17 protein-coding genes are annotated in these 18,310 nt (G+C 45.7%); 7 read left to right on the top strand and 10 right to left on the bottom strand.

Annotated features, from left to right (window positions below; translation table 11 throughout):
* Positions 1-114: 114 nt before the first annotated feature.
* A complete protein-coding gene (locus ACZ2XM_RS13745; RefSeq protein ID WP_490589589.1) occupies positions 115-333 on the bottom strand; it encodes a DUF2788 domain-containing protein in 219 nt (72 codons plus the stop codon).
* Between the two features lie 339 nt (positions 334-672).
* Between ACZ2XM_RS13745 and argS the strand changes: the two genes are divergently transcribed.
* The 3 genes from argS (at position 673) to ACZ2XM_RS13730 (ending at position 4,790) form a co-directional block, all read left to right on the top strand.
* Positions 673-2,502: an arginine--tRNA ligase gene (gene argS, locus ACZ2XM_RS13740; protein WP_490589590.1), complete on the top strand. Its 1,830-nt coding sequence runs from the start codon at positions 673-675 to the stop codon at positions 2,500-2,502.
* 266 nt (positions 2,503-2,768) lie between these two features.
* On the top strand, positions 2,769-3,545 hold the full coding sequence (locus tag ACZ2XM_RS13735; RefSeq protein WP_490589591.1) for an SPOR domain-containing protein: 777 nt from the start codon (positions 2,769-2,771) through the stop codon (positions 3,543-3,545).
* A gap of 153 nt (positions 3,546-3,698) precedes the next feature.
* Positions 3,699-4,790, top strand: a complete 1,092-nt coding sequence (locus tag ACZ2XM_RS13730) for a PTS sugar transporter subunit IIC (protein ID WP_490589592.1) — start codon at positions 3,699-3,701, stop codon at positions 4,788-4,790.
* Positions 4,791-4,936: 146 nt separating this feature from the next.
* Here ACZ2XM_RS13730 and ACZ2XM_RS13725 read toward each other — a convergent pair whose 3' ends face one another.
* From ACZ2XM_RS13725 to rdgB, 6 genes are all read right to left on the bottom strand, one after another.
* Entirely contained in the window at positions 4,937-5,920 is a 984-nt protein-coding gene (locus tag ACZ2XM_RS13725; protein WP_490589593.1) for a c-type cytochrome, read from the bottom strand.
* Between the two features lie 681 nt (positions 5,921-6,601).
* Positions 6,602-7,645, bottom strand: a complete 1,044-nt coding sequence (locus tag ACZ2XM_RS13720) for an SDR family NAD(P)-dependent oxidoreductase (RefSeq protein WP_490589594.1) — start codon at positions 7,643-7,645, stop codon at positions 6,602-6,604.
* Positions 7,646-8,065: 420 nt separating this feature from the next.
* The gene (clpX, locus tag ACZ2XM_RS13715) at positions 8,066-9,343 is read right to left on the bottom strand and encodes an ATP-dependent protease ATP-binding subunit ClpX (RefSeq protein WP_490589595.1); all 1,278 of its coding nucleotides are present in this window, start codon (positions 9,341-9,343) and stop codon (positions 8,066-8,068) included.
* Between the two features lie 143 nt (positions 9,344-9,486).
* Positions 9,487-10,116 carry an ATP-dependent Clp endopeptidase proteolytic subunit ClpP gene (gene clpP / locus ACZ2XM_RS13710; protein ID WP_490589656.1) on the bottom strand — a complete coding sequence of 210 codons (630 nt, stop codon included), beginning with the start codon at positions 10,114-10,116 and terminating at the stop codon, positions 9,487-9,489.
* A 385-nt stretch (positions 10,117-10,501) separates the two neighbouring features.
* On the bottom strand, positions 10,502-11,842 hold the full coding sequence (tig, locus tag ACZ2XM_RS13705; RefSeq protein ID WP_490589596.1) for a trigger factor: 1,341 nt from the start codon (positions 11,840-11,842) through the stop codon (positions 10,502-10,504).
* A gap of 365 nt (positions 11,843-12,207) precedes the next feature.
* Positions 12,208-12,918 (bottom strand): RdgB/HAM1 family non-canonical purine NTP pyrophosphatase, encoded by a 711-nt coding sequence (gene rdgB / locus ACZ2XM_RS13700; protein WP_490589597.1) that lies wholly within the window; start codon positions 12,916-12,918, stop codon positions 12,208-12,210.
* A 695-nt stretch (positions 12,919-13,613) separates the two neighbouring features.
* On the opposite strand from rdgB, the gene sodB reads away from it, so the two are divergent.
* The 4 genes from sodB (at position 13,614) to ACZ2XM_RS13680 (ending at position 15,855) form a co-directional block, all read left to right on the top strand.
* Positions 13,614-14,243: a superoxide dismutase SodB gene (sodB, locus tag ACZ2XM_RS13695; RefSeq protein ID WP_490589598.1), complete on the top strand. Its 630-nt coding sequence runs from the start codon at positions 13,614-13,616 to the stop codon at positions 14,241-14,243.
* 446 nt (positions 14,244-14,689) lie between these two features.
* On the top strand, positions 14,690-14,911 hold the full coding sequence (locus tag ACZ2XM_RS13690) for a hypothetical protein (protein ID WP_490589599.1): 222 nt from the start codon (positions 14,690-14,692) through the stop codon (positions 14,909-14,911).
* A 103-nt stretch (positions 14,912-15,014) separates the two neighbouring features.
* The gene (gene sodN / locus ACZ2XM_RS13685; RefSeq protein WP_490589600.1) at positions 15,015-15,503 is read left to right on the top strand and encodes a superoxide dismutase, Ni; all 489 of its coding nucleotides are present in this window, start codon (positions 15,015-15,017) and stop codon (positions 15,501-15,503) included.
* Between the two features lies 1 nt (position 15,504).
* Complete coding sequence (locus ACZ2XM_RS13680) at positions 15,505-15,855, top strand: S24/S26 family peptidase (protein ID WP_490589601.1); 351 nt, start codon at positions 15,505-15,507, stop codon at positions 15,853-15,855.
* A gap of 30 nt (positions 15,856-15,885) precedes the next feature.
* Here ACZ2XM_RS13680 and ACZ2XM_RS13675 read toward each other — a convergent pair whose 3' ends face one another.
* The 3 genes from ACZ2XM_RS13675 to ACZ2XM_RS13665 all read right to left on the bottom strand — a co-directional run bounded on the left by ACZ2XM_RS13675 (position 15,886) and on the right by ACZ2XM_RS13665 (position 18,087).
* Positions 15,886-16,623 (bottom strand): hypothetical protein, encoded by a 738-nt coding sequence (locus tag ACZ2XM_RS13675; RefSeq protein WP_490589602.1) that lies wholly within the window; start codon positions 16,621-16,623, stop codon positions 15,886-15,888.
* A gap of 41 nt (positions 16,624-16,664) precedes the next feature.
* The gene (locus ACZ2XM_RS13670; RefSeq protein WP_490589603.1) at positions 16,665-17,636 is read right to left on the bottom strand and encodes a DUF72 domain-containing protein; all 972 of its coding nucleotides are present in this window, start codon (positions 17,634-17,636) and stop codon (positions 16,665-16,667) included.
* A gap of 61 nt (positions 17,637-17,697) precedes the next feature.
* Entirely contained in the window at positions 17,698-18,087 is a 390-nt protein-coding gene (locus ACZ2XM_RS13665; protein ID WP_490589657.1) for a diacylglycerol kinase, read from the bottom strand.
* Positions 18,088-18,310 lie beyond the last annotated feature (223 nt).

The following is an 18,310-nucleotide window of genomic DNA, read 5'->3' as shown; positions in this document are numbered from 1 at the left end:
CATTGGTTGGGGCAACCCTTTACCGTGTGTGAAGGGCGAATAGTAAGGATAGGTAGAAGGGGGGAATAACCATTATGCGCAGAGCCACTCAGTGCTGCGCTATAAGCAATAAGGCTAAATAAACCACTTCTTAAAGGCGACCTCGATCAAAATCTTTAGGATAAAGCCAATAAAACCTGCTCCTAACGCTAAAAACATCCAAAAAGTACCTGCGCGACCGGCACCAGATGTTTTAGACAGATCCCAGATAATAAAAAATAAGAAGGCAATAAATATTGGCAATAAGACATACATGCCCCAACTGGTAATGGTCTCGGCAGCGATAGCAAACATAGTGTATTCCTGTGATTTTATAAAAATTTTTATCAGTTATTTCTTAAGCTTAATGAGATAAGCATAGTATGGGCTGCATTATAGCGCTTGTGCTGGTGGGCGAGAACCGTACAAGACAGTAACCATACAATCAATATACCGTAAGGTGGCAAAAATCGCTGACTTCAGAGTGTTGTCGAGCGCTAATCACTCGCTCTTGATGGCCATTACCCTCAGGCCTTGCCCCAGTTTATTCCCCTTTAATGATGCAAAATGCCGTAAATATTGTTATATTGACAGGTTGTTTTATCGTCGCTAAATTCGTTTTCTGATTCCCTGACCAATAGAGTTATTACTGTTATGTCTCAAGCTCAAACTGATACTTTATCCGCGCTATTCAATGAGGCCGCTCGCAGCTTGCAAGCAGACGGCACCCTACCTGCCGACTGGACCAATAGCAGTCAGATTACCCGAACGAAAGACGCGGCTCATGGCGATTTTGCTAGTAATATTGCCTTGATGGCCGCCAAAGCCGCCAAGATGAACCCGCGTGCAGTCGCCGAAAAGATCGTCGCCGCCTTACCCGAAAACAGCGATATTCGCCAAGTCGATATTGCCGGCCCTGGGTTTATTAACGTCTTCCTCAACGCCGATGCTCGCTTTGCCGTATTGGGCGATATCTTTAGTGCGCAAGAGCGCTTTGGCCTAAGTAAAGACTTTGCTCAACAAAAAGTCCAAGTAGAATTCGTTTCTGCCAACCCGACCTCGAGCCTACATGTCGGTCATGGTCGCGGTGCCGCTTTCGGTATGAGCGTAGCCAACTTGCTAGAAGCAGTCGGTTATGACGTGACTCGCGAATACTACGTCAATGACGCAGGCCGTCAAATGGATATCTTGGCGACCAGTACTTACCTGCGCTATTTAGAGCTGAACGGTGAAAATATTGTTTTCCCCGTCAATGGCTATAAAGGCGATTATGTCAGCGATATCGCAGCAACGGTTAAGACTCAGCAAGACGCGGCTTACGTCCATCCTTTTGCCGTAATCGCGAAGGATGTGCCGGCAGACGCGGTCTATGAAATTGATGGCGCTGGCGAGAAAGTCGTCGTGTCTGGCGATAAAGAAGCCCATATCGATGGCTTGATTACCAATGCCAAAGCGGCGTTAGGCGATGCCTACGAAATCTTTTTAAATGCTGCCTTGACCAGCATCCTAGAAGACATCAAAGACGACTTAAACGACTTTGGGGTGCGCTTTGAGCAGTGGTTTAGCGAAAAGTCTATTGAGTCAAAAATCGCGCCGGTATTACAGATACTGGACGACAAAGGCTATCTTTATGAGAAAGACGGCAATATCTGGTTTAAATCGACCGACTTTGGCGATGAAAAAGACCGCGTAGTACGCCGTGCCAATGGTCAGAGCACTTATTTTGCCTCGGATATCGCCTATCACAAAGACAAGTTTGACCGTGGTTTTGATAAGGTCATCAACGTTTGGGGCGCGGACCATCATGGCTACGTCACTCGCGTAAAAGCGGCCTTAACTGCTTTAGGTATCGATGCTGCACGTTTAGATGTCATTCTAGTACAGTTCGTTGCGCTATGGCGTGGCGAAGAAAAAGTACAGATGTCTTCGCGCTCGGGTCAGTTTGTGACGCTACGCGAATTGCGCGAAGAAGTCGGCAACGACGCGGCGCGTTTTTATTACGTCGCTCGTAAACCAGAAGTGCACATTGACTTTGACTTAGAGCTCGCTAAATCGCAAAGCAAAGACAACTTAGTCTATTACATTCAATATGCGCATGCTCGCGTCTGCCGAGTGTTAGAAAAACTGGACACGTTAGGGTATAGCGTAGATGACGCGGTTGGGGCTGAGCATCAAGAGCTGCTGAACAATGCGGCTGAAGGTGAGTTGTTAAAGTTACTAGCTGCCTATCCAGAGACGCTAAAACGCGCCGCCACCGGTTATGACCCGCACGTCTTGACCAACTACCTCAAAGAGTTGGCGGCAGCCTTCCACGGTTGGTATGATGGCAGTCGTATTATGCCGATTAGTCTAACCTCAGGTGAGACGCCAAGCGATGAGGAGCTGACCTTGATGCAAGCGCGTCTGCGGTTGTCTAAAGCTGTGCGTCAAGTCATTGCCAATGGTCTCAATCTATTGGGCTTATCTGCGCCTTCTAGCATGTAGTTTATGCGTCAAAGCTAAGGGGCTAAAGGGCTAAGGTGGTCTTATCAAGGAGCGATGGCTCTAAAGTAAGGCCAACTTCGTGAAATAGTAATGAAAATTAAGATAGGGTGCGTTTCAGTTAGCCCTTTAGCTTTATACTCGCAGTTACAGTAAGTTTATATAAATGACCTTTATATAGAAGCACTTTATAATTATAGTACTGCCTCTATAACCTATAGAGCAGCACCGTCAGCGCTATCGCTCTGATCCGTCATAAGAGGACCGTCATGTTAGCCAAAAAACCAAAGGGTGCCACCGAAAAGCGCCGCAAGACCAGTAGTGTTTCTGGCTTTTTATGGATGCTACTTGGGGCCATATTGACCTTAATGATTGGGGTATTTTTATACTTATCGCCCATCTTTAACTTCAGTCCAGCCGGCGAGGGGGAAGCCACCTCAGGCGAGCGTGAAGTGCGTCCAAAAGTGGAGACGGATAAAGACAATGGCGATTACGAGTTCTACGATGTGCTGCCCAATCAAGAAATGGCCACTATTCCTGATGAGTCTATCTCCATCGAGGACGGTAATACCTCAGTGCCCAGTACTTTTGAGCCTGATGTGGTGGTCACTCAGCCTATCCCGCAGCCGCGTCCTGACAGTGGCACTGGCGCTACTGACGGTCAGAGTACCCCTACTGATGATGGTACGGAGATTGCCATTATTGAAGAAGACGAGACTTACGATGGTAGCCCAGTAGCGACGCCTGCGCCAAGCAATAATAGTGAGGCTGGTACCGCTAAGGTTGAAGAGACCGCAGCGGCAGCTACTAAGACTTATATCTTACAGATTAATAGCTTTGGTAGTGCCGATGAAGCGGATCGTCGCCGCGCCCAAGTGCTGATGGCGGGTGTGGACGCTTCTGTCGTAAAAAAAAACATGGCTAATGGTCAGCCCCTCTACCAAGTCATCTCACGCTCTATGAATAACCGTCAGCAAGTAGTGAGTGCGCAGCAGAAACTGCAGAATAATGGTATCGACTCTTTAATCGTTGAGCAGCGCCGCTAGACTCTACGGACAATGCACAGCAGGGCTAAGCTTTAATTAGCAATCACCACCTAGAAAATATATGATAAGCGTCTATTAATAAACAATTATTAATAGGCGTTTTTTTTGGTTAAGTTTATCCGATATTAGCTACCCTATATTTGAGGCATTAAAATGACAGGCGAGACTTCTATTGCAACGCCCAGCCCCTTAGCTGGGTTTTTCCAGAAATATTTTATTGATGCCTTTACGGGGATGGCGCTAGGGCTGTTCGTGACCTTAATTGCGGGTCTCATTATTTCGCAGATTGGCCAATGGCTTGGCTTGCCCATCTTAATGAGTATTGGCAAGCTCGCCAGTATCTTAATGGGCGCTGGGATTGGTGTCGGTATTGCCTATTATCTAAAAGCCCCGACCTTAGTGATGCTCAGTTGTCTGGTGGCGGGCATGTTGGGGGCGCATTCTGAAGCGTTGATGGCAGGGACTTTATTTATGCCGCAAGAGGGTGCACCAGCTACCTTTCTAGCAGTACCGGGCAATCCGATTGGGGCTTATTTAACCTCTGTATTCGCTTATCGATTGGGCACGCTAGTCGCTGGCCGTACTAAGCTCGATATTCTGCTCATTCCTTTGGTCGTTTGTGGTGTGTCTTTAGCGGTCTGCGCACTCTTGAATCCGCCGGTAGTCGCAGCTGTAAATGCCATCGGCCATGGCATCCAGGCAGCGACCGCATTACAACCCTTATTGATGGGGATTGTCATTGCTGTCGTGGTCGGCCTATTGCTGACCATGCCGACCTCGAGTGCAGCTATCTGTATTGCTATTGGTCTGGGCGGACTGGCTGGTGGTGCTGCCGTCGTAGGCTGTGCAGCGCATATGGTCGGCTTTGCGGTCGCCAGTTATAAAGACAACGGCGTCAGCGGTTTGGTCTCGCAAGGCATCGGCACGAGTATGCTGCAGATACCTAATGTATTGAAAAAGCCTATTATTCTGCTACCGGCTGTGGTGGCGAGCGCCGTGGTGGGACCGATTGCTACCACAGTATTTGCGCTACATTGTACGGCGACCGGTGCTGGCATGGGGACAGCGGGTTTAGTGGGGGTCTTTGGCGTGTTAGAGGCGTCTGCAGATTTGATGCCACCTGAGCAATTGTGGTTCGCCATTATTCTCTTAATGCTAGTGCTGCCGGCAGTTATTGCGGGCGGAGTAGCGGTTATGATGCGCCGCGCCGGTTGGTTGCAAGCGGGTGATATGAAACTGCCGTAAGAGACTAAAATACTAAGATAAATACAAAGCGTAGCTTTATTATTTTCCTAACTGCTAAGTATAAAAAAACCTGACGCCATAATGGCCGTCAGGTTTTTTATTGGTTGGCTTTAAACTGGCTTTATTTATAAACCAGTCTTTAGCGCTTAGCGACGCACGTCTTTAGGCGCATCCCCATTGGGCCAGTCTTTATCTTTATTGGCTTTGACGGGACGTGGTAAATGGGTAAAGTAGGCAGCGATATCCACAGCTTCCTGATCCGTTAACGAGTTACCTTGACCAAAGGGCATTTTGCCTTTGATAAAGCTAGCAGCGGTATAAGTACGCGCCATGCCTGCGCCATCGTTAAAGGACTTATCACCCGCTACTGCTGGGTAGATATAAGTGCCATCGTCGTTATACTGGCCTTCGCCATCGGCACCGTGACAAGTTGAGCACTTCTCAGCGAATAGCGTTTTACCCGTCTCAGGGTTGGGCTCTAAGGTTTTATCTACCTTAACAAACCCGCGGCCTTCAGGAATTACACCGCTCGGCATATCTTGAGATAACCAAGTCATATAAGCCATGATAGCGTTCATATCATCTGAGCCTAAATCTAGGGCTTTACCATTCATTGAGCGCTCAAAACAACCATTAACGCGCTCTTGCAGGGAGTTGACGCGGCCGCCACGAGAGCGATAAATAGGGAATATTCCCGATAAACCATTCCACGGCGCTGCATAGGCTTCTGAACCGTTAGCTAAGTGACAACTGGTACAGTTAAGCTGGTTGCCGACGTTGTCAGGCAGTTCTTTATAAGTATGGTTAACGATTTGCAGACCTCGTTTAATGGCTGCGCCGCGCTCATCATCAGGGATAGTGGATTCGTCAGGCGCTTTAATACTAGTACCACCGGCGCTAGCGGTCGTCTCACCCGACGTACCAGCAGGCGCCATATCGGCACTAGGCATATTGGTTTTGAGCGCCTCGGCTTTAGCTTCCAAGGCCTTAACACGAGCGATGGCAGCAGCTTCTTCAGTACGGTCTACAGCTTGTACGCTGTCTTTATCACTACAACCAATGAAGCTCAGCGTCGCAATAGATAAGATAGCAGTGGCAAGGGGCAGTTTGGCTGATGAAATAATATTCATTGGCTAATCCTCATAACAGGGGCAATTTTAATGCAGGGTAAAGCTTGATAAATAAGGCCTGTGCTAAACGCTATAAAAAGGCGTTTTTATAGACACAGGTTAGCCCTATAGCTGAAAAAATTAGCTATATCTTTATTTCGATTAAAGGGGCGCTATCACAAGCAAGAAAGGATAAGAATGCTGGCAAATTTATAATTACAGGGCGGGAGGCATTGTAGGAACGTAGTCATAGAACGTTAGATATAGACCGTTATACAAGCACTGAGACAGCGACGACTATATGTATAAAACGACTTACTTCCTAAACAGCACTAACCCTGTGCTCATAAAAATAACAATTCCATAAAATAGATAATTAGCCAGTAGTAATCATGATCACTGTCAAACTATAAGTTAAACGCTATCCACTCGAGCGCTATCAACTTAAGTTAAAAGCTTAGTTCTATACAGAAAAACTATCATACTGCTTATTCTTAATTCGAATTATATCATTCACTTAAGATATTAATGTTACATTGGTTAACCTATGTATTAACTTGTGTAACTTTTCAAATCTTAAAATCCTGATTAGGTGCAGAGATTATTGAGAGATAACATGAATGAGACTAGGTAGGCAAACAGCAATAAGGCGCATAAAATGCGCCAAAATAGTAGGAAATATAGTCAGACGAGGGGAAGGGGTTAGGCCTGCCGTTTTTTGGACTTCACCATACGGCTGGCTTTGATTGCCTGCTGGAACACACGTTGATATTGGCTAGGAAATAAGCGCTGTACAGCATCGACCAATTTAGCATCGGCGCCAATTAGGCAGCGTCTAGAATCTGTAGCGACCGCTGATAAGATAATTACAGCCGCTTGGCTAGGGTCAAAGCGCAAGAGTTTATTAAAGCTTTCGATAGTTTTATCGCCAGTATCCATACCTAAAGTGCTGATACTATCGTTGCCACGCGCACTATTGGCGATATTCGTTTTGATACCACCAGGATGCACACAGGTGCTAGAGACGCCGCATTGCTGCAGATCCAGCTCTTGCCGCAGGCTTTCAGTAAAGCCACGTATCGCAAATTTGCTGGCATTATAAGCCGATTGTGAAGGCTGGGCGGTGAGGCCAAACATGCTAGACATATTGATAATATGACCATGTTCGCGAGGTTGGGGTGCTTTGTCTATAGAGGCCTCATTTGTAGAGGCTTGGTTTATCGCATCGTTAGCGTCCGCAGTCTGAGCATCAACGTCTACCGTCAGGCGTTCGTTTAGCAGGACCGTATTTTTGATTAAGGGTAAGAAGGCTTTAGTGCCGTAGACCATTCCCCAGAAGTTGATGTCCATCAACCACTTTATCTCCTCTAGGCTGGCCCCCTCTACCGTAGAATACAGCGCGACACCGGCATTATTAAAGATAAAGTTGACCTTGCCATGAGTGTTCATCACCTCTTCTGCCCAGCTAAACACCGCTTTAGCATCGGCAACATCTAGAGCCGTGCTAGTGACGTTAACGCCAAAGCCAACCAACAGCTCCGCCGTTTGCGCTAGATGCAAATCATCGATATCTGAGAGCGCCACGTGACAGCCTAGTTTGGCCAGATTTAAGGCTAGCGCACGACCTATCCCTGAGCCTGCGCCAGTAATGGCTGCGACTTGACCTTGAAAGTAGGTTTGTAGTTCATCTTGAGTGAGCGTCGTCTGGGTGAGGGCGGCGACGCGTTGTACGAATGGAAGTTGCATAGTGACTGTCCTTTGTCAAAATGATATGAGAGCAACAAGATTTAAAAGTATAACTGAAAACAAAGCCTAATGTTTGCTGAGGACTGACCATACATAAAATTAAGCTATACCAATGGTTTGGCTACTAGATAACACGGTAATAGATTAAGAGGTTATTAATATGTGCCTGAGTTTTAAGAAAAAAATTTATGAAGAATAGCTTAAAAAAATTGTATCAAAATCTATCTATTAAATAGATTGGCTTAGTAGGCTGCTTTATTTATAACCATAAAAAGTTCACAACCATAAAAAAGCGGCACCCAATTAACTTGGATGCCGCTTTTATAAGGAGAAAATCAGGACTAAAACTAGAGCTGCAAAACTTGGTCTTAAAGCGTGTGTTTACACAGAACTTTTACGCAGTGTTTTTGCAGCGTGTGGCTAAGCAATCTTAGGCGTAGCACCATCATTAATAACGGTATCATCGACAACGACCGTTTTCACATCCGTCATTGAGGGCAGCTCATACATAGTCTCGAGTAAGGCATTCTCAACGATAGAGCGCAGACCACGGGCACCAGTACGGCGCTCCATAGCTTTCTTAGCGATGGCATCTAGCGCCTCATCGGTAAAGGAAATTTTAGCGCCTTCCATATCAAACAGATACTCATACTGCTTAACCAAAGCATTTTTTGGCTGCGTCAAAATCTGTACCAAGGCTTCTTCGTCGAGCTCTTCTAGCGTGGCAATGACGGGCAAACGGCCAATCAGCTCAGGAATCAAACCAAATTTAATTAAATCTTCTGGCTCGACTTCTTTAAACAATTCAGAGACCTGACGACGATCTTCTTTTGAGCGCACATCGGCGTTAAAGCCAATGCCGGTCTTCTCAGTACGCTGCTGGATGACTTTATCCAAGCCTGAGAATGCACCACCCACGATCACTAGGATATTGCGAGTGTCCACTTGGATTAGCTCTTGCTGGGGATGCTTACGACCACCATGTGGCGGGATAGCCGCAACCGTACCTTCAATCAGTTTAAGTAGGGCTTGCTGTACGCCTTCGCCCGATACATCACGCGTGATAGATAGGTTTTCACCTTTTTTACTAATCTTATCGATTTCATCAATATAGATAATACCTTGCTCGGCTTTGCCCACATCATAATCAGCGGCTTGTAGCAGCTTTTGTACAATGTTTTCGACGTCTTCTCCGACATAACCGGCTTCCGTCAAAGTGGTAGCATCGGCCATCGCAAACGGCACATCTAGCAAACGGGCAAGGGTCTGCGCTAATAAAGTCTTACCGGAACCGGTCGGGCCGATCAGCAAGATATTACTCTTAGACAGCTCAACCATGGCATCATCAGCGCCAATTTTAGCTTTCTTTTTATCAGCTGCTAACTTTTGGCTGACTTTGAGACGTTTATAATGGTTATAAACCGCAACGGCTAGCGCTTTTTTGGCAGAATCTTGACCGATGACATACTCGTCAAGATGGGCGCGCAGCTCTTTAGGTGTCGGCAGTTTTTTATTGACCCACGAGGTATCGAGGTCATCATCTGAGCCTTCCATACTGCTATCGCCATCAGCGATTAAGTCAGTGCATAGCTCAATGCATTCGTTACAGATATTCGCATCATCAGCGGCAATAAGCTGCTGAACGTCATCTTTTGCTTTACCACAAAACGAACATTGTGGGGTTTTATCTTTTGCCATATAGGCGCTCCTAAAAATTGAGTGTCCGGCGAAAATATAGGGATAGACTGGTCAAGTCCGGTCGGTTTTTTAGCCATAAATTTGCGACTAAAAAACGGCCAGATAAACTTAAAAGGGTCTACCCTTTAGCGTCGTGAGCGCTGTTACTCTTGTTCAGGGCGACGGTCTAGTACTTCGTCCACTATGCCATATTCTTTGGCTTCAGGAGCATCTAGCCAGAAATCACGCTCGACATCACGCTCAATTTTTTCTAGAGGCTGACCGGTACGCTCTGCTAGGATACGGTTAAGGCGATCACGAATCTTTAAGATTTCGCGGGCATTAATTTCGATATCAGTCGCTTGACCTTGCGCACCACCAGACGGTTGGTGAATCATCACACGAGCATTGGCTAGCGCATAACGCTTGCCTTTTTGGCCCGCAGCTAGCAAGAATGAGCCCATGCTATAAGCGCCGCCCATACAGATAGTAGAGACTTCAGGTTTGATGAAGTTCATGGTATCAAAGATAGCTAGACCTGCGCTGACCGAGCCGCCTGGTGAGTTGATATATAAGTGGATATCTTTTTCTGGGTTTTCAGCTTCTAAGAACAGCATCTGCGCCACGATTAAGTTGGCCATATGGTCTTCTACTTGACCGGTCAAAAAGATAACGCGCTCACGCAATAGACGTGAGAAGATATCAAAAGAGCGTTCGCCGCGGGCAGATTGCTCAACGACCATAGGCACTAGCGCATTGCTTGGCACTTGGCTTACAGACTGATGCGCGCTCATAAGCAAATCAAAATGCGGATTGGCGGTAATACGTTCGATGTCGGACATAATAATTTCCTATCGCTATAGTTATAAGAATTAGAGAATAAAGCGGGTAATGGCTAAAGGGTAAACAAAGCTAAGGGCTATTTTATCAATTAAAGCTAATGCTCTATACATTGCAGAGGATGGCTCTACCAATAAAGGCCGCGAAACTACGCTCGAATACTTGTCTTAATAGGGGGTAATAGCTATTTTATCAAGGGATAACTCGACAGTTTACCTATAAAAATGCCCCAACGTCACCGTTAGGGCATCTCAATCTTCTTATGCAGCAGGCTTTCGCAAGCGATACTGCAAATTCAGACAACGACTGACAGTGAGCAAGTGCTCTGCCATTCGAGGATTACATCCCAGGCTGTTGCTGCTGTGAAGCTAGCAAGTCTTGATAGCTGACCTCTTTATCAGTCACTTTAGCTTCTGACAATAGATAATCAACCACTTGGTCTTCTAAAACTACCGATTCGATATTAGCACGTTGCTGTTGATCGTTCGTGTAGTATTCGATAACTTCAGCTGGATCTTCGTAGTTTTCAGCCGCTTCTTTGATGAAAGTCTCAACGCGAGCTTGATCTACTTCTAGTTTTTGTGACTCAATGACGCGAGCTACGATAACGCCTAGACGGGCAGCGCGGATAGCTTGCTCTTCGAACAACTCATCAGGCAGCATGTCTTTATTGAAGTTGTCAGGGTTAGCGCCAAACTGTTGGGCGAAACGCTGCATCATCATATTACGCTGACGCTCGATTTCTTGATCAACCATAGCTTGTGGGACGTCAAATTCGTTTTTGTCTAGCAAGCCGTCAAAGACCGCTTGTTTGACTTGGCTACGCGCAGCATTTTTGATTTCGCGTTCCATGTTTTTACGGACGTCAGCTTTTAGCTGCTCAAGGCCGCCTTCTGTCACACCGAATAGTGCGAAGAATTCGTCGTTAAGTTCTGGTAGCTTAGACTCTTCCACTTTTTTCAAAGTGATTTTGAACTGAGCTTCTTTACCGGCTAAATCTTCAGCTTGGTATTCTTCTGGGAAAGTCACGTCGATAGTTTTTTCTTCGCCGGCTTTCATGCCTTTGATACCGTCTTCAAAACCAGGAATCATTTGGCCGCTGCCGATGACTAGTTTGAAATCTTCAGAGCTACCGCCTTCGAATTTTTCGCCGTCAACGCTACCTTCAAAGTCGAAAGTGACTTGGTCGCCTTCGTCTGCTGCGCCGTCTTTATCAGCAAACTCTTGACGCTGCTTTTGTAGGTTTTCGATCATCGTGTCGACGTCTTCTTCTGCTACTGACGCAGTATGACGCTCAACTTCAACTTCGCTCACGCCTTGGACTTCGATTTCTGGGAAGATTTCGACAGTTGCTTGATAAACTAAGAAGTCGTCTTCAAGTTTTACGTCGTCGATGTTAGGCATGCCCACAGCGCGGACGTCTTCAGCTTTAATCGCTTCAAAAACGGTATCACGGATAACGTCGTTGATCACTTCTTGCTGGATACCAGCGCCGTACTGGGCACGGATATGTGAAACTGGCACACGACCTTTACGGAAACCGTCGATTTTAGCGGTTTTAGCAACTTGGTTGATGCGGCCGTTGACTTTGTTTTGAATCTTTTCAACAGGTACCTTAACGGTAAGTTGAGTTTGATTGTCTGAAAGCTTATTAGTAGTAACTTGTAAATCTGTTGCCATGTTGAATACACCTTTGGGTTAATTGGGGGCAAACGGCCGGGCAAACTGGGCGCCGATAATCACCGATTGCCACGCTATAAGTACGAAATAACAGCTAAAAAAGCGGATTGCGGTTCAATTTGAACCAAAAAACTGGTCTTGCGGTAAAATTTTAAAAGTAGAATAGTATAGTCTATCTCACTATTAAAGTAAAAGTTATCTACTTGCGCTAGTAAAGGACTAGGTGAATAGCGGCTCTAGAGGACTGTCATGTCACTAATCATTGAGTCATTAGGCAAAAAAAGCTCATTTCACCAACCAATAAAAAACCACTAACCATCAAATAAAACCTCAGGAAAAACAAGCCGTTAAAAATCATAAACGCTTTATACCGTCGTCAGTTGTGGCAGTAATTTGGCAATAGCTTGGGCGCGATGGCTAACTTGGTTTTTCTGAGTACTGCTCAGCTCAGCGGCGCTACTGTTTAACTCGGGCAGCCAAAATAATGGATCATAACCAAAACCGTTGTCACCCCGCGGTGCCGGTAAAATTTCGCCTTGCCACAACCCTTGTGCAATAATAGGTAAAGGGTCGTCGGCGTGTCGCACCATGGCGAGGACACAGACAAACTGGCCGGCGATAGGCTCGTTAGGGTTATTAGCTAGGTTAGCGTTAGTGGCTTGGTTAGAATTGTTAGGACGGAAAGCCTGTAAGTCCGCCAATAGTTTGGCATTATTATTCGCATCATTGCCATGCTCGCCAGCATAACGCGCTGAATAAATCCCCGGCGCATTGCCCAATAGCGGCACACACAAGCCAGAATCATCGGCAATAGCGGGCAGACCACTGATACGACTGGCATGACGCGCCTTGATAATGGCGTTCTCTATAAAGCTTAAGCCGTCCTCTACAGCATCTTCGATATCCAACTGGCCTTGTGGGATAATCTCCACATCGAGCTCGGCGGCGGTGAATAGGCGCTGGAATTCAGCCAACTTACCTTTATTGTTACTGGCCAATACCCAACGTTTACCAGTCGGGTTAGAAGTGTCCAGGCTATCAGGAGTTCGCTGTTGCAAAGAGGTAGGGGAGTTCATTTTGCCTCGCTAGCTATTATTAAAGGTATGGGAAAAGAGTAAAAGGTAGTTGTCGATTGAGCGACTATTTATGAAAAGTAAGCTTGCCCTATAAGGAGTAAGTTTGTCGGCTAAGGCCACACGCTACAAGGTTGAAATATAGTCAATTGTATAACATTCGGTAACTGTGCTGCTGCCGCAAGCTTGTTATACTAGCTGACAAGACTTAAGACAACAGACTTTGACTGTGCTTTAGTTAAGATAAAAAAAGTCGTTGTTCTATTTTGCAAGACTACTGCAGTGCTGCTATTGGTTTAATACAGTCTATCTATAGATAGGCGAAACTAGAATAGCGTTATTAATAGCTAAGTTTTTTAGGGCACTCCCTTGTGCTGATAACTTCGCATAGGTAACATAAGTCGCTGTAGTAACTATCGATGTATAAATGATGAGCTATGTTTATACGTAATAGATAGCAGTTATAAATAGAAGTTAAGTAAGTTGGAGGGCTGCCACGTGCAGTCACATCATTATACTTTCAATAACAATTCAGCCATTTTGACCGAAACTCTGCGCTGCTGTAAGTGACTATTAATGAGTCTTTTGCACAGCACGAGTGTCCTAATATTGTCTATGAGACAGGATTAGAGCGCCATTAGTCTACAACGCTAGGCTAGAAAAAGAGAGGCGGTTAAACTAGCCAAGGATAAAATAATATGTCAAACATTACCCTTCCTGAACTACCTTACGCCAAAAATGCTTTAGAGCCACATATCAGCGCAGAGACGCTAGAGTTTCACCATGACAAGCATCACGCAGCTTATGTGAACAAGCTAAACGAATTGCTACCTGGTTCGGGCTTAGAAGACAAAACTTTGCCAGAAATCATCGAAGCTACTGCTAAAGATGACAGCAAGCAAGGTATGTTTAACCAAGCCGCGCAAGTTTGGAACCACACGTTCTACTGGAACTGCATGACCCCAGAAAACGGCGGCGGCGCTCCAACAGGCGATCTACAAGCGAAAATTGACGAAGATTTTGGTTCGTATGACAAATTCCGTGAAGAATTCAAAAATGCAGCTTTAACTCAGTTTGGCTCAGGTTGGGCTTGGCTGGTTGCTGACTCTGTAGGCGGCAAACTGTCTATCCTAAAAACAGCCAACGCTGACACGCCACTGGCTCATGGCAAAGTTGCTGTGTTGACTTGTGATGTTTGGGAGCACGCTTACTACATCGATTACCGTAACCGTCGCCCAGACTACGTAGATACTTTCCTAGATAAACTAGTGAACTGGGACTACGCAAATGCGAAATACAAAGGCCAAGACGCTGGCGTTGAAGAGTAAGTTTAGCTTATAAATTTACGCTTTAAGTTTAAGTCTGATGATAGAAAAGGATACCTTCGGGTGTCCTTTTTTTTGCGTCCGTTTTTTATGAATGGCGTTGTTATGACCACGGTCTATTTAATTAACTTAGCTACATAGTCGTAGGGATTAGTAAAAATAATGCTAGGCGAAAAATAACAAATAACTAGGTCTATGCTAGAGCACACTATCGACCAATGAGTTATATCTACTAAGTGGCAGCTTGCCCTAATGAGAAGAGTTTACATTTATAGTGAATAAAGGCATAAAAAAATATATAATACTGTTAAGTTTATCTAACTTATTGCATTTAATTAAGCTACATGACCAGATTGAATAGCTAAAATATTTAAGTAGGATAAGTACTTACTATAATTGCTGCATACAAGTTTTCTGCTATTTTGCCTGTGCCTATTTAGGAGCTCCCTATGTACCGTCTTTCTACTATCTCGACTGCCTGTAGTGCCCTGCTGGCCTTGGCTGTAAGTCTTACGATGAGCACGTCAGCTTTTGCTCACGCCGGCCATGACCATGCTGCGGACACTTCGCTACTGATGCATATGCTGTTTTATGGCAGCCTTATTTTGCCCATTGCACTAGGGCTTTGGTTTGGTTATCGCTATGTGAAGCAACACAAGGCTCGCCGCTAACGGTCAATCTTGACCGCTTATTCAGCACGACGTTATGACGTGAGTGCGCCTGCCTTGGCAGCGTCTCCCATTTATTTATCTTATGAAAATAAAGGAACCTGACATGCTACATTCTCTGCTTCAAAGACTCGATCGAGTGCGACCCATAACTACGGTATCGGCCCATTGCGATATCCCTTGCGGTATTTATGATCCGACCCCGGCACAGATTTATGCCCTTAGCGTATTGCGCTATTGCCAGCAAATTGCAGGCTTGAGCGATAGCTTGGAGGATCGAGCAAAGTTAGGGCGTTTGGTGGCGGATAAAGAAAAGCATGCCGAGGCCGTCAAGCACGAAGTGCGTATTATTTGGGGTGATTATTTTAAAGGCGACTTGCTAAAGAAATATCCAGACCTGCATGCCTTGACCCATGACATTATGCTAGCGGGCTCCGCAGCCAAACAAAGCATCAGTAGTGATACTGCCAAAAAGCTCGTTGTTCTATTAAACGAATTTACGAAAATATTTTGGGACTCAAAAGGTATTGAGACGTATCGCGCCGCCTGTCCATATGAGCCCAAAGTCGATACGGTATACCCGAAGCTGGGCTAGAATGAGCAAAACTGAGATAGGCGCTATGCTTAAAATTAGCTTATTAAAAGTAGATGGTCACAGTATGCACCCGGCGATTACGTCGGGTGTTTTTGTCTTGGTATGGCGTTGGCAAATAGCCAAGCACCGTCAGCGGTTACGAGTAGGCGATATCGTCGCAGTAGAGCATGCCCACTATGGCAAGATTATTAAACGTATCTGTCAAGTGCGCCTAGACAGCAATGGTCAGGTCATTGCTTTACGCCTGCGCGGTGACAATGAGTTGGCTAGTGTTAGCGAAGCCAGAATGGGCTGGGTGGGTGTGGATAGCGTGATAGGTAAGGTGGTTTATGTGGTAAAGGCTAAGCCTTAATTCACAATTTTCAATTTAACCTTTTTCAGGTTACCAGTAATTAGCGCCACGAATTTGGTTAGCTGTAAGCGCCTCGCTCGACGTATTCATTAAAGTCTCGGCCTTAGAAAATATTTTCTGCAATAAAGCTTGCTCTTTATGAGGCAAACGGTACTTAGTAATGAGAGTACTGTACGAACCTACGGACGGTAGATCCACTGAATAATGTAAATATAAGTCATCCTTTTCATAGGAGAGAATGACTTCTGACATATACTCACTTCCTGAACTCATTAAGTAGATATAGTCGTCAAGTTCATACTTTTCAAAACGCCAAGAGTTGTCAATTTGCCAAGTGCTTTTCCAGCCTAACCAAGAAGAGACAGCGTCTTGACCTAAATAGGGTAATGGCGACTGGTTTGACAAGCTATCTTGCACAATACAGCTAGGAAAGCTGTCCACCAATTTATGCAGGCTGATGACGCGAAAGTCGAAAGACAGCTCACGAGCTTCCCAGTTTTCACGCCGGTTGGTTAACTCGCCTTCGATGATATAAGACTGCAGTATCTCAGACGGGCGTTTATCCCACCAACCATTCAGCTCAGAATGCGGAGGTAGCCATAGAATAAAAGCTCGCCCTTCTAGAGCAAAATCCTCATTTCTACCGAGAACGATAGGGTAGTTTTGACCAACTTTTGGCAATAAAGTATCAAGCTCAATAACCTCTGCAAAACTTTGATCCCAGCATAGCTTAGACCACTGCATAGTTTGTAGCAGCTCAATCCTCATACAGCTCTCAACCTTAGCTTTTTAATAACTTATAAGACTTTCTATAAAACTCTAAAATTCAAAGCGGTCAAAGCCTCGCGCAGCATCGCAATATTATAATAAGCGTGCGCGTTTACCGAGTTTTGAAAGAAGACGTATAGCTCATCAAAATGCTGGCGTTGATTGGCAATTGCCTGTGCCCAGCCCTGCATTTCTTCGACTGTATAACGATAATCATGACGGTCACTCGCTGACATCGCCTCCCACCACTGTAAATTATTACCATGCATACGCAGATAGCCGATACGACTACCCGAGCTGGCCTCACTTTGTGTCAAGATAAAGCGCGAGGGTGGTAGTCCCTGCACTTTTGGATAATCCACACTACACCAAATCAGCCCTTGTGCGCGGAAGCTGTCGATGACTTGGGGCACGTGCCAGCTGGCATGACGGAATTCTATAGCTAACGGGTAGTCGCTAAACCAGCCGACCAATTGTGCGAGATACAGCCGGTGTGCTTGCGTGCGGTCAAAACCATGCGGGAATTGCAGTAGAAGGGGAGCGAGACAATCGGCTTCGATGATGGGTTTTAGTGCTTCAATAAAAGCTAAAGCGTGCTCGGGAGAGCCGGTGCGAGCATGGGTAAAGTCCTGATGTAGCTTGACGGCAAAGCGCACTTTGGCATCGGATTTGCGCAGCATCCCCGCAAAAGCTTTCTGGCCAATAGGCGCATAAAACGTACTGTTGACCTCTACTGCGCCATATTGCTTGGCATACTCAGCGAGGAAATCTGTTTTTTTGGTACCAGTAGGATACAGCGTACCGAGCATATCGGTGTCGCTATAGCCGCCTGTGCCTAAATAGACTGTGGGTGATAAAGACGACTGATCCACAAGAGCAGCTTGATTGGAGGACTCTAGCGAACTAGCAGATGTCAAGCCTGCAATGTCAGAAACCAGGTTAGTCTCTTCCTCAAGCCTTTCGTCATCAAATAAGACTTCAAAAAGGGGTAGAAGAGTATTATCAGTCGTCATAGCGTCGTCTAGTCCTTAGCTTTACCGGCTTATTTTATAAGTTAACTTTACTGTATCTACTCTACATCCCCCAGATAGCCAGCGACCATAAAAGGAACAGCAGCAGCAAGGCTAAAAATTGCGCGGCGGAACCGACGTCCTTAGCAATCTTGGCTAAGGGATGCTGTGCGGTAGAAGCATGGTCCACGCTCGCTTCAATGCCCGTATTAAATAGCTCGACAATGAGTGATAGAAAAGACCCTATTAATAGCATCATTTTAATAGGGAGGGCGAAAGGCACAAAGACAAGGGCAATAAACAATGCCAAATTTAGCCAAAGCACTTGGCGAAAGGCGGCCTCATTCTTATAAGCCGCTATAAAGCCATCGGTTGAATAGCCTGTAGCCTTAATAATGCGCTTAAAGCCAGTCTTGCCTTTGGTACTGCCGGCAAAATTATCGGCCGCTTGCATACCTGCTGAAGGGGTTTGTTCGGCATGGTCGTTATGCACATGCGTGGATTGCGGAGTCGATTTCGGATTAGACGGTAAGCTCATACAATATCCAAATAAAATGGACAGCGGCTAAGGCTGGATCTGATTTACAACGTTAGCGTGTCACGGAGCAAAAGGCAGCTTGTCACCGTGCTAGCCCTAATTTAGAGAATTTATTTTGCTTACTATACGATAAAAAGCG

The sequence above is a fragment of the Psychrobacter sp. CoH-33_TS_01 genome, assembly GCF_058189395.1.
Note: the sequence above shows the minus strand (reverse complement) of the source record. Positions and strands in the feature narration are given on the sequence as shown.